General features: G+C 32.7%; 12 protein-coding genes. 11 read left to right on the top strand and 1 reads right to left on the bottom strand.

Features of this window, described 5'->3' with window-relative positions:
• The first annotated feature begins 76 nt into the window (after nucleotides 1–76).
• Nucleotides 77–895 (top strand): OmpA family protein, encoded by an 819-nt coding sequence (locus tag QBK95_RS12585; protein ID WP_348637338.1) that lies wholly within the window; start codon nucleotides 77–79, stop codon nucleotides 893–895.
• 74 nt (nucleotides 896–969) lie between these two features.
• A complete protein-coding gene (locus tag QBK95_RS12580; protein ID WP_280934254.1) occupies nucleotides 970–1,539 on the top strand; it encodes a hypothetical protein in 570 nt (189 codons plus the stop codon).
• A 6-nt stretch (nucleotides 1,540–1,545) separates the two neighbouring features.
• On the opposite strand, the gene QBK95_RS12575 is transcribed toward QBK95_RS12580, so the two are convergent.
• Nucleotides 1,546–2,418, bottom strand: a complete 873-nt coding sequence (locus QBK95_RS12575) for a pirin family protein (RefSeq protein ID WP_280934250.1) — start codon at nucleotides 2,416–2,418, stop codon at nucleotides 1,546–1,548.
• Nucleotides 2,419–2,580: 162 nt separating this feature from the next.
• Between QBK95_RS12575 and QBK95_RS12570 the strand changes: the two genes are divergently transcribed.
• The 9 genes from QBK95_RS12570 (at nucleotide 2,581) to QBK95_RS12530 (ending at nucleotide 14,331) form a co-directional block, all read left to right on the top strand.
• A complete protein-coding gene (locus tag QBK95_RS12570; RefSeq protein ID WP_280934249.1) occupies nucleotides 2,581–3,894 on the top strand; it encodes a cation:proton antiporter domain-containing protein in 1,314 nt (437 codons plus the stop codon).
• 9 nt (nucleotides 3,895–3,903) lie between these two features.
• Entirely contained in the window at nucleotides 3,904–4,578 is a 675-nt protein-coding gene (locus QBK95_RS12565) for a helix-turn-helix transcriptional regulator (RefSeq protein WP_280934246.1), read from the top strand.
• A 143-nt stretch (nucleotides 4,579–4,721) separates the two neighbouring features.
• On the top strand, nucleotides 4,722–5,036 hold the full coding sequence (locus QBK95_RS12560) for a hypothetical protein (protein WP_280934244.1): 315 nt from the start codon (nucleotides 4,722–4,724) through the stop codon (nucleotides 5,034–5,036).
• 22 nt (nucleotides 5,037–5,058) lie between these two features.
• The gene (locus QBK95_RS12555; protein WP_280934242.1) at nucleotides 5,059–5,895 is read left to right on the top strand and encodes a DNA alkylation repair protein; all 837 of its coding nucleotides are present in this window, start codon (nucleotides 5,059–5,061) and stop codon (nucleotides 5,893–5,895) included.
• Between the two features lie 219 nt (nucleotides 5,896–6,114).
• Complete coding sequence (locus QBK95_RS12550; protein ID WP_280934240.1) at nucleotides 6,115–7,530, top strand: glycogen synthase; 1,416 nt, start codon at nucleotides 6,115–6,117, stop codon at nucleotides 7,528–7,530.
• Nucleotides 7,527–8,798 (top strand): glucose-1-phosphate adenylyltransferase, encoded by a 1,272-nt coding sequence (locus tag QBK95_RS12545; RefSeq protein WP_280934238.1) that lies wholly within the window; start codon nucleotides 7,527–7,529, stop codon nucleotides 8,796–8,798. The genes QBK95_RS12550 and QBK95_RS12545 overlap by 4 nt, the downstream gene beginning before the upstream one ends.
• Before the next feature lie 89 nt (nucleotides 8,799–8,887).
• Nucleotides 8,888–10,801 (top strand): 1,4-alpha-glucan branching protein GlgB, encoded by a 1,914-nt coding sequence (glgB, locus tag QBK95_RS12540; protein WP_280934237.1) that lies wholly within the window; start codon nucleotides 8,888–8,890, stop codon nucleotides 10,799–10,801.
• A gap of 178 nt (nucleotides 10,802–10,979) precedes the next feature.
• Nucleotides 10,980–13,385 (top strand): glycoside hydrolase family 31 protein, encoded by a 2,406-nt coding sequence (locus QBK95_RS12535; RefSeq protein ID WP_280934235.1) that lies wholly within the window; start codon nucleotides 10,980–10,982, stop codon nucleotides 13,383–13,385.
• A gap of 124 nt (nucleotides 13,386–13,509) precedes the next feature.
• A complete protein-coding gene (locus QBK95_RS12530; protein WP_280934234.1) occupies nucleotides 13,510–14,331 on the top strand; it encodes a M48 family metallopeptidase in 822 nt (273 codons plus the stop codon).
• Nucleotides 14,332–14,368 lie beyond the last annotated feature (37 nt).

Below are 14,368 nucleotides of genomic sequence, written 5' to 3'. Positions count from 1 at the left end.
ATAATTTTGATTAAAATTATTTTCTGAATATTACTGCAATAAATGATTTGTTATTGTGTTTAGGTAATGTTCATTTATGAAATGTTTTATGAAAAATTTGCTTATAGTATTTTTATTTGTTTTTGGTTGTTCCTCTATTATAGCTCAAAAGGAGATCAAATTTTCTACTTATTTTAAAACAAATAAAGCCAACTTACGACTTAAAGATTTCTCAAGACTTACTAAATATATTGATTCAATTTCGAAATTGAAAAATGTGAGCAAAATAAAAGTTTTTGGTTACTGTGATGATATAGGCGAAGAAGAGAATAATCTCATGTTATCCCAAAAAAGATCAGAATTTGTATCTGATCAAATCAAGATTAAAGCAAATAAGCATACCGTATTATTTTCTCCGATTGGTAAAGGAGAATTACCAATTGATAATGAAAGTAATTTTTCTATATCAGAACAAAGAAAGAAAAACAGAAGAGTTGATATTATTGTCTATTTTAAGAATAAGAATAAAATAATTGATGATTATCATGAAAAAGGCGATAAAATTGTTTTAGACAATGTATTGTTTAAAGGTGGTAAAAGTTCTTTTTTACCGCGAACGGATTTTGTGTTGCTTAAATTGATCAAAGAATTAAAAGAAAGAAAGAAATTACATATACAGCTTCAAGGTCATATAAATGAACTAAAACCTCAACAGATGGCTGACTCGACGTTGTATAAATCCGATGAAATGAATTTATCTACACGAAGAGCAAAAAAAGTGTATGATTTTTTAATTTCTCATGGCATTGATAAAAATCGATTATCTTATATAGGTTTTGAGGGTAAATTCCCATTAGGTACATATCCACAGTATAATAGAAGGGTAGAAATAGAAATAACAGATATTAAAGAATAATATCAGCTGTTAAAAACTTGTTTTCTTTTTCTCCTAAAAAAACAAGTTCTTTGCCTTCGGAAAAAAAGTAGTCATTGGAAGAACAAGTTGTCACAACAAAGAAATTTACTAGAAATAATTTCTTTAAAAACACCTACTGTGTATTTAAAGGAGTACGTTTAAGAGAAATCTCTAGAAGAAAACCGCATTATCGGAGTGAATCGGGTAGTACCTATTATTATACCACTAATGGAGTATATCGATTATCTAATCATTGGGGAAGAGCAGCCAAGTGTAATTGGAGATTGATCTCCGAAATTCCAGTGGAGATCGATGATCTTCGTTTGGGATATGCAGATTGGACTGACTTTAGAGAAAACTTAGATCAAGATGTAGATGCATATTATATTGCCGTAGATTTCGAAACTAAGACGGTAACTTACAAGCATAAAGATAATCCTGCATATGATCAGATAGCTGTTATTAGACCAGTAGATGCAACACGTAAATTAATCAAGCAAATCAAGAACCTACTAGAAGATCACAAATGGGCTAAATATTATGATTATGATGATCTGGATGAATTTAGAAAAGAAGTAGTTCTGGAACTAATTAATACCGATAAGTCATTGCATGAGATACGTAGAGAGTTGGCTGATTATTAACCGAAATTATTCTGGCATCACTACATAACTATCATCACCCATAACTTTCGGGAATTGTTTGTTTCGCCATTGATTTTTGGCTTCTTCTAGCTTTTCTTTACTGGAAGACACGAAGTTCCAATAGATATAGCGTTCTTCAGGAAATGGATGACCTCCAAATAAAAGAAGGTGTGTATTTGGTTCCAAAACAATAGAGCAACTATCTTCTGTTTTCGAAACCAGCATATTTCCTTTAGTAATAGTGTTTTCACAAGCTTGAATTTCTCCATCAACAATACAAATCCCTATTTCTCCTTGTAGTTCACCTTTAATCTGCAATTCATATCGTTCTGTACTTTGTACCTCTACCATAAACAGTTCTGAATGCACTGGTAATGGAGATTCTTTTCCGTAGCCTTTTCCTGCGATAAGTGTAAACGTTGTAGTTCCATCTGACCAATTCGGTAATTCATTTTTACCTAAATGATGAAACTCAGGCGCTATATCTTCTAAATGTTTAGGTAGTGCAACCCAAATCTGATATCCATGTGTTAAAAATTCAGTACCATCTCGCATGTCTTTGGGCGTTCGTTCTGTATGAGTAACTCCTTTTCCTGCTACCATCCAATTTACAGAACCAGGAGAAATACGTTGATATGTTCCTATGCTATCTTGATGCATAATTTCACCATCTAACAGATAAGTTAAGGTTGATAAACCAATGTGAGGATGTTGATCTACATCCATATACTTCCCTTTCTTAATTATAGTAGGTCCCATATGGTCTATAAAGATAAACGGACCCACCATTCTTTTTTTTCTAAATGGAATCAGTCTTCCAACCAAAAAATCACCAATATCTCGACTTCGTTCTTCAATTATTAATCCTTGATTAGACATTACAATAGTTTTTTTTATAAAATATTTTCTAATTTACACTTTTTGCAGATGGTATTTCGTTAATTAAATATTAAGTACGCTTTACAATATAATAGTGAATGATATACGTTAAATTAATTTACTATCTTTTGCAAACCATTCTTAATTAACCTAAACCAATCCATGGAAATATTTTCTTCTTATAATGTAATCATAGGGATTTCTTTAACGATCATTTTATCTTTTATTTTTAATGGAATAGCTAAAAAAACCAATATCCCAGCAGTTTTAATGCTAATTATCCTAGGAATCTTGTATCAATATGGGATAAAAGCAATTGGAGGAGAAGAGATTGATTTTTTTCCAATGTTAGAAGTATTGGGAATTGTTGGTTTAATTATGATTGTTCTAGAAGCAGCGTTAGAATTAAAACTTAAAAGGGAAAAATTAATTCCAATTCTAAAATCCTTAGCAATTGCTTTAATTGGCCTTGTTGCCTCAGCTTATGTAGCTGCGATTGTATTAAAAGCGCTAATCGATGGAATGACCTGGCAATCGGCATTATTATATGCAACACCTTTGTCTATTTTATCCAGTGCGATTATCATACCTAGTGTAGCTGGCTTATCTGATGATAAGAAAGAATTCCATGTGTATGAGAGTACCTTCTCAGATATTTTGGGAATTATGATGTTTTATTTTCTAACAGGTAAATTAAATCCAGCAGAAGATGCTGGCGTAGCAGGTTTTGCGTTTAACTTGATTCTTACAGTGATTATTTCTTTAATAGCTAGTTACGGGATTATTCTTATTTTCCAAAAAATTAAAAGTCAGGTTAAGCTTTTTCTGTTAATCGCTGTGTTATTATTGTTATATGGTTTAGGTAAAAAGATGCATTTATCGTCATTAATTATCGTATTGATTTTTGGACTTGTAATTGCTAATATGAAATTATTTTTTAAATGGAAACTAGAAAGTCTTCTAGATTTTGAAAAAGCTAAATCCATATATCACGAACTACATGTAATCACCGCTGAAACTGCTTTTGTGGTTAGAACGCTGTTTTTTGTGATTTTCGGAATCACAATCACACTTTCTTCATTATTAAACCTGAAAGTAACCTTAATAAGTATCTTAATTATCATATCTATTTATGTGATCCGTTATGGATTGTTACGATTGTTTATGGGTAAAGATATCTCTCCGCAATTGTTTATCGCTCCAAGAGGATTAATTACAGTATTATTATTTTATGCAATACCAGCAGAAGCAATGGTGCCAGGATTTGAACCAGGAATTTTACTATTTGTAATTATAGGTACCAGTTTGATTATGACAGGTGGAATGATTCGAGATAAAAAAATAAAAGGTGCGGTTTTAACCCCTGAAGAAATTGAAGAAGCTGCCGAAGCTGAGGTAGAGTTTATTATGAATACAACTACAGATCTTAGTGATATAGAAGATTCATCACATAAGGATGAAGAACCTTATGACTAGCTAGCTATAATGAAAAGATTACATCGATTAACCGCAATTCTAGTAAAACTACAATCTAAAAAAGTAGTACAAGCCTCGGATTTGGCTGATAAATTTGGGGTAAGTATACGTACTATTTATCGAGATATGTTGGCATTGTCTGATGCAGGAGTGCCCATTGGAGCAGAAGCGGGTACTGGCTATTTTTTGGTAGATGGATATTCTTTACCGCCAATTATGTTTACAGAAAAAGAAGCAAATGCATTGCTTACAGCTTCTAAAATTATACAAACCAATAATGATGAGTCTCTCATTGCGGCTTATGAGGAAGCGATAGAAAAAGTAAAAGCGATTCTAAATAACACACAAAAAGAGAAATTAGAACTTTTAGAACAGAGAATTGTTAGTCCACCTTACAAAAAATCTCCTTCAAGTATGTACTTAGCAGTAATTCAAAAAGCAATTACAGACGTAAGAGTGTTGGAGATTGAATATAGTTCGGCATCTAAAGCATATACCAAACGTTCAATAGAACCTCTTGGAGTATATTTTACCAATACGATCTGGGTAATGATTGCGTACTGTAGATTACGTAAAGATTATCGGGAGTTCAGAACCGATAGAATCATGAATCTTATTGAAACTTCAGAATTATTTCCACCTAAGTTTTTCACACTGGAAGATTATTTTAAAAAATATATGTAAAATTAATTTCTACTGCTGACATAAGGTTGTCATAAGCCATTATTAGTTTTGACTAAAATTAAATAATGAATCACTTAATTCACACAATTATGCTTAGTATGTTTTTATGCTGTGCAACCACATTTAGTCAAAATCAAAACCTTATGACAAACAAATCGTATGCAATTGAAGTTGTAATATTCGAAGCAAATCCTGAATATTCTAAAGAAGAAGTAAAAAAAGCATTAACCTCTCTAAACGATATCGTAAAGCTATATTATGGTTTTATAGATAGAACTACAGCTAGTAATGCAGAAGGAAAATATGTTGATATAGTATACTGGACAGATATCGAAGCTGCAAAAAAAGCTGGAGAAGATATTATGAAAAATCCTATGGCAGAGGCTATATTCAAAGTAATTAAACCTGAGTCAGTACAAATGCATCATATGGATGTGTTTAATCAATTCGAAGAATAATCATACCTTTAAATCCATTATTTTGTTAGACGTAAAACCTATTACAAATCATATTAATATGATCCCAGAGCATATTCTTAATAGAAAAGGTCCTAGAAGCACTAAAGATCTTAATCCAGAAGTAATCAAATACCTGAACCAAGGTCTTATTCAAACTGCAAATCTTATGGAATGGCTTGCTGTGGATCAGCTGATCTTATTAGAACAGATTTTAGATACAATTGGAAAATCAGAATGGTATGATAACTTCTATGAAGCAGTTTCAAATCAAAAAAAGCCCTCTGCTAACTCTAATGCAAAGGTAATAGGAATGACTTTTACGCAACTAACCAATGATCAGACTATTATTGATTATTTGTCAAATCATGCCTCAGATATTCCTAGATGTTGGGCTGCTCAGTATTATGGAACTATAGAAATGTCAATCACAGAGAGATTGCATACTATCAAACCATATGCTGCCGATCTACATTTCGGAGTTAGAGAAGTGGCAATATTTGCAACTAAAGAATATATTATTGAAGAATTAGATCAAGCTATTATTATATTGTCTAATTGGGCTAAGGATCCAGATGAAAATGTAAGACGTTTTGCTGTTGAGGCTACTCGACCAATAGGAGTTTGGACCAAAAAAATTGATGAGCTTAAGAATCATCCCCAAAAAGGAATCGATATTTTGGAATCTTTGAAGTCAGATACTTCTAAATATGTAAAGGACGCTGTGGGGAATTGGTTAAACGATGCAAGTAAAACTAGACCAGATTGGGTTAAACGTATTTGTGTACAATGGACAGAGAATTCTGCCACAAAAGACACAGCATATATTGTTAAAAAAGCACTTCGAACTATTAATAAATAGATGATAATTGAAATATTAACAATTATTGATTTCTCAGCTATTTCCCCTAATTGTCAAATCAAAAATTATGATATCATATAATTATTAAATTATCATTAATTCTCTTTCTTTTTCGAGTTTATTTAGCAGAATGTTTTAATGTTTTTTATAGATTTAAACTTCTTTAAAAGATATTAACAATAGTTGATCTTTTGACTATAGAATGCTAAATAAAAGTTGATGAGAGTATTGCATACAAGCTTAGAATGTTATCCATTAGCAAAGGTAGGTGGGCTTGGTGATGTTGTCGGTTCATTGCCTAAATATTTAACTGATTTAGATTGTGTAACAGATGTGATTCTTCCTTTTTATGATAATAAAAAGATGAACGAGCTTACGTACGAAAATGTATACTCTGGTACAGTTAATCTTGGTGATAATACTTTTGATTTTTCTATTAAAAAACTGAAATCAACCGAATTTGGGTTTCAGATTTTTTTGGTACATCAAGAAGAACTGTTGTATAGACCAAATGTTTATAGTTATGATGATGATACCGAAAGATTTGTGTTGTTTCAGTTAGCAGTTTTAAATTGGTTATTAGAAACAGACACAAAACCTGATGTTATTCATTGTCATGACCATCATACAGGATTGATTCCTTTCTTAATTTCATATGCTAATAAATATCAAATTTTAAAACATATTCCAACTATTCTTACAATTCATAATGCCCAATATCAAGGGCAGTTTTCTTATGATAAATTATCCTATTTACCGCAATTCGATATGAATAATGTGGGGCTATTGGATTGGGATCATTGTATTAATCCTTTAGCTGCTGGAATTAAATGTGCTTGGAGAGTTACCACAGTTTCTCCTAGTTATATGCATGAGTTGCAACGAGAGGCAAATGGATTAGAAGGATTATTAGCTCATGAGAATGCTAAATGCATTGGTATTTTGAATGGTATTGATCATCAGATATGGAATACCGAAACAGATCCGATGATTGTAAAAAATTATGGAATTGAAACATTGGTTTCGGGAAGAAGGGCCAATAAAGAATGGTTATGTCAAGAATTTAAATTTGATATAGATAAACCATTATTTGCTTTTATAGGAAGATTAGTCTATGAAAAAGGAGCAGATCTATTACCAGATATAATTACAGAGGTATTACAGCATATGGATGTTAATATTTTGATTCTTGGATCGGGTAATCATGAAGTAGAAACCAAATTAGAAGATTTAAAAGAACGTTTTTCGAATTCTTATAACACCTACATAGGATATGATGAAAAACTATCTCATATTATATATGCTGGGGCGGATTTTTTGTTAATGCCTTCCAGAGTCGAACCTTGTGGTTTAAATCAGATGTATTCTTTACGTTATGGTTTAATCCCAATTGTTAGAAGTATTGGAGGATTAAAAGATACGGTAATAGATATTGGTGATGGTGGTTTTGGAATCTGTCACAATCAAGCAAATATTCAGGATGTGTATTATTCAATAAAAAGGGGAGTTGAATTTTACATGGATCAAAAGTATTATAGAGAAACGCAGAAAAAAGTAATACAAATCGATAATTCCTGGAATAACTCGGCTTACCAGTACATAGAATTATATAAAACCTTAAACCAACTAAAATGATTAATAAAAAAGTACTTGCAATTATCCTTGGAGGAGGACAAGGAACACGATTGTCCCCTTTAACAGAAAGTAGATCTAAACCAGCAGTATCTATAGCTGGAAAATATAGATTAGTAGATATTCCGATAACTAACTGTATTCATTCTGATATAAAAAGGATGTTTGTACTTACTCAATTTAATTCGGCATCTCTAAATAGTCATATAAAGAACACTTATATTTTTAGTTCATTTAGTGATGCTTTTGTAGATGTATTAGCTGCAGAACAAACACCTGATAATAAAACCTGGTTTCAAGGAACTGCGGACGCTGTTAGACAATCCATGCATCATTTTTTGAATCATGATTTCGAATATGCGTTGATTTTATCAGGAGATCAACTCTATCAAATGGATTTTAATACGATGATTGATGCACATATTGCAAAAAATGCTGATATATCTATTGCAACCATTCCCGTTAGTCCAAAAGAAGCAACAAGTTTTGGAATTCTTAAAACTGATAAGAATGATTTCATTACTTCTTTTACAGAAAAACCAAATAAGGATCAGTTACCAGGTTGGGAATCCGAAGTAAGTGATGAAATGAAAAACGAAAATCGTCACTATTTGGCTTCTATGGGGATTTATATATTTAATCGACAATTGTTGGTAGATCTTTTATCCAATCCAGACACCATAGATTTTGGTAAAGAAATTATTCCACAATCTATAGATGATCATAAGGTTTTAGCATATCAATACGAAGGATATTGGACTGATATAGGTACAATAGCTTCATTTTTTGAAGCCAATATAGAATTGGCCAGTGATGTCCCAAAGTTCGACTTGTTTAATAATGATCGAAATATACTTACAAGACCAAGAGTACTTCCTCCATCAAAAATATCAGGTACTTTACTAAATAAAGCTATGATAGCAGAAGGATGTTTGATACAAGCAAAAGAAATTTATCAATCTGTTATTGGTATTCGTTCTAGAATTGGTAAGGATACGGAAATAAAAAACACCTATATGATAGGTAGTGATAAGTATCAGGATATGGACGAATTAGAGCTTGATGCCAAAGATAAAAGACCTTATATAGGTGTAGGAGAACGATGTGTGATTAATAATGCAATTCTTGATAAAGATTGTAGAGTAGGTAATGATGTTACTATTATTGGAGGGCCGCATTTAGCTGATAAAGATGAAGAAGAATATGTTATTAAAGATGGAATAGTAGTATTAAAAAAAGGAGCCATTATTCCGAATAATTTTAAAATCTAAGGTTCTGATAACCAGTATCCAGAATATCTTACTCCACTTTCTATTGAAATTAAAATAGAAATTCAATAGAGATTAGCCAACCAATAAATATGAATAAAGTAATTGCATATAGTTTGTTTACAGAATTTGATATCGGCTTATTTAAATCTGGTAAACATTATAGATTGTATGAAAAATTTGGTGCTCACCTTATCACAGTCGATGGAGTAAAAGGTACGTATTTTTCGGTCTGGGCGCCTACTGCTAAGTCTGTATCTGTGATTGGAGATTTTAATTTCTGGAATGAAGAAGAACATGCCTTAAATGTGCGCTGGGATGAATCAGGTATATGGGAAGGATTTATTCCAGAAGTAGGAAAAGGAAATCTCTATAAATACAAAATCCATTCGCATAATAATGATATTCAAACAGAGAAAGCAGATCCTTACGCACGTAGATGTGAGCATCCGCCAAAAACGGCTTCAGTAGTATGGGATGATTCTTATACTTGGGAAGATTCGACCTGGATGAAAAAAAGAAAGCAGTATAATGCTATAAATGCTCCTTTCTCGGTATATGAAGTACATCTAGGTTCTTGGAAAAGAAAAATAGAAGAAGACAGGTCATTGTCCTATACTGAATTATCAGATGAATTAGTGGCATATGTAAAAGAAATGAATTTTACGCATGTAGAATTGATGCCTATTATGGAATATCCTTATGATCCATCGTGGGGATATCAACTTACAGGCTATTTTGCACCGACTTCACGTTTTGGTTACCCAGAAGAGTTTAAATTATTGGTAGATAAATTACACCAAAATGATATTGGAATCTTATTAGATTGGGTTCCTTCACATTTTCCTGAAGATGCACACGGATTGGGATTTTTTGATGGGTCCAGTTTGTATGAACATCCTGATAAAAGAAAAGGATATCATCCCGATTGGAAAAGCTTAATATTCAATTACGGTAGAAACGAGGTAAAAAGCTTTTTGATTAGTAATGCTATTTTTTGGTTAGATCAATACCACGCAGATGGTTTACGTGTAGATGCAGTAGCATCGATGTTGTTTTTAGATTACTCTAGAGAAGATGGAGCATGGGAACCTAATATATATGGTGGAAGAGAAAATCTGGAAGCAGTTACTTTTATGAAAGAATTGAATGAAGAAGTCTATAAAAGTTTTCCTGATGTACAAACTATAGCAGAAGAATCAACATCTTTTCCTATGGTATCCAAACCTACTTTTAGTGGAGGCCTCGGTTTTGGTATGAAATGGATGATGGGATGGATGCACGATACATTACAATATTTTGCTAAAGAATCGATCTATAGAAAACACCATCAGAATGACCTTACTTTTAGCATGACCTATGCTTTTACAGAAAATTTCATGCTTCCTCTATCCCATGATGAAGTAGTTTATGGTAAGAAAAGTATTATTGGTAGAATGCCTGGCGATGAATGGCAACAATTTGCAAATCTAAGATTACTGTACAGCTATATGTTTACACATCCTGGTACCAATTTATTATTTATGGGATCAGAATTCGGACAAAGGGAAGAGTGGAATTTTCAAAGTAGCCTAGATTGGCATCTATTGCTATATGATTATCACTCAGGTGTGAAAAAACTGATCACAGATCTTAATACGATTTATAAAAAGTATCCTGGACTATATCAGAAACAATTTGATGCTGATGGTTTTGAGTGGATTAGTTATGACGATCATGAAAATTCTGTAGTGGCTTATATAAGAAAGGGTAATAAAGAACAAGATTCACTTATAATCGCATGTAATTTTACACCAGTGCCAAGAACTAAGTATCGCATTGGACTGCCGAGTGAAGGTAAATTGATACCTATTTTAAATAGTGATGATAAAAAATATGGCGGGAGCGGTATTTTTAATGAACATGAGATAGAGATCCAAAAGGAAAACTGGCATCATCGAAATTATGCTGCAGAAATTAATATTCCTCCTTTGGGAGTAATGGTATTTGCTATAGATAAGAGGTAAATATTTAGATGATATTTAAAACTTTAATGTTACTTTATTAAACAATTGTTAATTCAATTCAGTTTCAAACGTTTTCGTTAATTTCTCTTAATAAATACTGCATAAAAGAGTTTATTTTTAAAAATAGATATTGTTCTTTTACATAACAAAATGTGTAAGAAAAAGAAACCAACCAGCTATGATAACCAATACTGATTTAGAAATAAAAGGAAACTTATTTCCAGGAAAAATCACTTCGTTTTCACAACATGTAGATAAGATTAACTTTATTACAGAAAATGGTGTAATTCTTCAAGTTACCATTATAAGAGGTAGTGTTATTCGTTTTAGATACGCAACCGATAATAATTTTGAAAAAGATTTTTCTTATGCCATTAGTGAAAAAGGGGTACGAGGATATAGTGAATTAGATGTTAGCGAGTTTGATGATGAGTACGTGATTACTACCAAAAAAGTAAAGGTGTGTATTGCGAAAGCTAATGTTCATGTAACTATTAAAGACAGAGAAGGAAATATCATTTGTAAAGATGATTGGGGGTTTCATTGGGAACAAAGTTATGAGTATGGCGGAAACATCGTTAAGATGAGTAAATCTGCTCCTCAGGGAGAATGCTACTATGGTTTAGGAGATAAACCGATGCATTTGAACTTAAAAGGAAAAAGAATAGAGAATTGGGCTACAGATCAATATGCATTTGGTAAGGATCAGGATCCTTTATATAAAAGTGTTCCTTTTTATATAGGTATGTATGAAGAAAGAGCTTATGGAATTTTCTTTGACAACACCTTCAAAACGTATTTTGATTTTTGTAATGAACGAAGAAATGTAACTAGTTTTTGGGCTCATGGAGGAGAAATGAATTATTATTTCTTTTACGGACCTGATATGCAAGATGTTGTAACCAGATATACGGATCTTACCGGTAAACCAGAATTACCGCCGTTATGGGCATTGGGTTATCATCAATGTAAATGGAGTTATTATCCAGAAAGCAAGGTGAAGGAAGTAACAACTAAATTTAGGGATTTAAGAATCCCTTGTGATGCCATCTATCTGGATATTGATTATATGGATGGTTTTAGATGTTTTACATGGAATAAAGAATATTTCCCAGATCCTAAACGAATGGTCGAAGAATTGGCCGAAGATGGATATAAAACCATTGTGATTATTGATCCTGGTATTAAGATTGATGATGAATATTGGGTATATAAGGAAGCCATGGACAAAGATTACTTTTGTAAAAGAGCCGATGGACCTTATATGAGAGGAAAAGTATGGCCAGGAGAATGTTTCTTTCCTGATTTTACAAACCCTGAAGTAAGAGAATGGTGGGCAGGATTGTTTAAAGAACTTATTGATGAAATTGGAGTCAAAGGAGTTTGGAACGATATGAATGAACCTGCTGTTATGGAGGTCCCAGGAAAAACATTTCCAGATGATGTTCGTCATAATTATGATGGCAATCCATGCAGTCACAGAAAAGCACATAATATCTATGGAACACAAATGGCGAGAGCAACCTATGAAGGTATAAAAAGATTTGCGTATCCAAAGAGACCGTTCGTAATTACTAGATCTGCATATTCTGGAGCACAACGATATACTTCTTCTTGGACAGGTGATAATGTTGCCACTTGGGAGCATCTTTGGATAGCTAATATTCAGGCACAACGCATGAGTATGAGTGGTATGTCTTTTACTGGTAGTGATATCGGTGGATTTGCAGAGCATCCAACTGGTGAATTATATGCACGATGGATACAATTAGGTGTGTTTCACCCTTTCTGTAGAACCCATTCATCAGGAGATCATGGAAATCAGGAACCTTGGACTTTTGGAGAAGAAGTAATAGATGTAACCAGAAAATATGTGGAATTACGTTACCAATTATTACCATATTTATATACTATGTTCTGGGAATATGCCGAAGAAGGAATACCAATGCTAAAGTCCTTGGTATTGTATGATCAATTAGATCCCCAAACGCATTATAGAACAGATGAGTTTGTGTTTGGAAATCAAATTTTAGTATGCCCAGTACAGGAACCTAATGCAAAAGGTAGAAGGTTATATGTTCCAAGAGGAAATTGGTATAATTACTGGACTCGAGAGTATGTCAAAGGAGGAATGGAGCAATGGGTAGATGCTGATTTAGATACAATCCCACTATTTATAAAAGAAGGAGCTATTATTCCTAAATATCCTATTCAGCAATATGTTGGTGAGAAGAAAATAGAAGAACTTAAGTTAGAAGTATACTATAAGTTAGGAAATAAAGAAGTTTCTAAAGTATATGAAGATGCTCAAGATGGATATGATTATGCAAAAGGTAGATTTAGCCTTAGAAGTTTTTCATTTACTGGAAAAGAACATGAGATAATTATTCAGCAACATAAAAACGGTACGTTTGTTACGGAGTATGACCGTATGAAAATAGAATTGATCGGTGTACCTTTTGAAATTGATGAAATTGAAATTGATAATGTAGTCGTACCTCTAGAAGAACTTACATTCAACGAGAAAGATAATACTCTTATCGTTCCTAAAGATTTTGCAGAGTTACACATTACGGCAAAATAAAACAGTTTATCGATAATTAAGGTCTTACATAGAATTTAGTGAATAAATAGATTCGGATTTATTAAAAAGGATGTGCTGAATTTTGTAATTTTAACATACGAAATTCACATCTATCCATAATATTATGAAAAAGAGAAAATTAATAGTTGCATTAGGATCTGTATTCCTTTTTCTGTCTTGTGCAACCAATCCATTTACAGGGAAACAGACATTGGCGTTAGTACCTAATTCACAAATATTACCAGCAGCTTTTGCTCAGTATAATCAAGTATTAGAGGAAAGTAAAGTAGTCAATGGTACATCAGATTCGGAAATGATCAAACGTGTTGGGCAGAAGATTGCTAAAGCGGCAGAAAGATGGTTAAATGCTAATGGTCATCAAGGTTACCTAAAGGATTATAAATGGGAATATAACCTTATAGACGACAAAGCAGTAAATGCATGGGCTATGCCAGGAGGAAAAATTGCATTTTATACGGGTATTTTACCAATTGCAAAATCCGAGACAGGTGTTGCTGCTATTATGGGACATGAAGTAGTACATGCGATTGCTAATCATGGACAACAGCGTATGAGTGCAGGACAAATCCAGCAGGTAGCAGGTGTTGCGACAGCCGTTGCTGCAAGTGGACAAAATGAACAAACTCAGCAAATTATAGGAACTGCTTTCGGATTAGGAAGTCAATTAGGAGTAATGCTACCATTTAGTAGAAGTCATGAAACCGAAGCTGATAAAATAGGGTTGACGTTAATGGCTATAGCAGGATATAACCCAGATGAGGCTGCAGAACTTTGGAAACGTATGAAAGCAAATAGCGGAGGTCAAGCACCACCCGAATTTATGAGTACACATCCATCAAATGATACTCGTATTGCAAATCTCAATGCTTGGGCACCTGCAGCAAAAGCAGAAGCTAGAAAATTTGGAGTTACAAGTTTTAAATAATTGTAATTTTACAATTCTTACAAAGATTATACTTATT

This window comes from Aquimarina mycalae (assembly GCF_029906345.1).
In the GTDB taxonomy this organism is placed as follows: Bacteria; Bacteroidota; Bacteroidia; order Flavobacteriales; family Flavobacteriaceae; genus Aquimarina.
The sequence above is the reverse complement of the archived record's forward strand: the minus strand, read 5'-3'. Positions and strand labels throughout refer to the sequence as shown.

Bases quoted from the DNA above. Each gene is read 5' to 3' on its own strand.
- QBK95_RS12585 (WP_348637338.1), top strand. From the start codon at position 77: ATGAAATGTTTTATGAAAAATTTGCTTATAGTATTTTTATTTGTTTTT.
- QBK95_RS12575 (WP_280934250.1), bottom strand. From the start codon at position 2,418: ATGTCTAATCAAGGATTAATAATTGAAGAACGAAGTCGAGATATTGGT.
- QBK95_RS12570 (WP_280934249.1), top strand. From the start codon at position 2,581: ATGGAAATATTTTCTTCTTATAATGTAATCATAGGGATTTCTTTAACG.
- QBK95_RS12565 (WP_280934246.1), top strand. From the start codon at position 3,904: ATGAAAAGATTACATCGATTAACCGCAATTCTAGTAAAACTACAATCT.
- QBK95_RS12560 (WP_280934244.1), top strand. From the start codon at position 4,722: ATGACAAACAAATCGTATGCAATTGAAGTTGTAATATTCGAAGCAAAT.
- QBK95_RS12550 (WP_280934240.1), top strand. From the start codon at position 6,115: ATGAGAGTATTGCATACAAGCTTAGAATGTTATCCATTAGCAAAGGTA.
- QBK95_RS12545 (WP_280934238.1), top strand. From the start codon at position 7,527: ATGATTAATAAAAAAGTACTTGCAATTATCCTTGGAGGAGGACAAGGA.
- glgB (WP_280934237.1), top strand. From the start codon at position 8,888: ATGAATAAAGTAATTGCATATAGTTTGTTTACAGAATTTGATATCGGC.
- QBK95_RS12535 (WP_280934235.1), top strand. From the start codon at position 10,980: ATGATAACCAATACTGATTTAGAAATAAAAGGAAACTTATTTCCAGGA.
- QBK95_RS12530 (WP_280934234.1), top strand. From the start codon at position 13,510: ATGAAAAAGAGAAAATTAATAGTTGCATTAGGATCTGTATTCCTTTTT.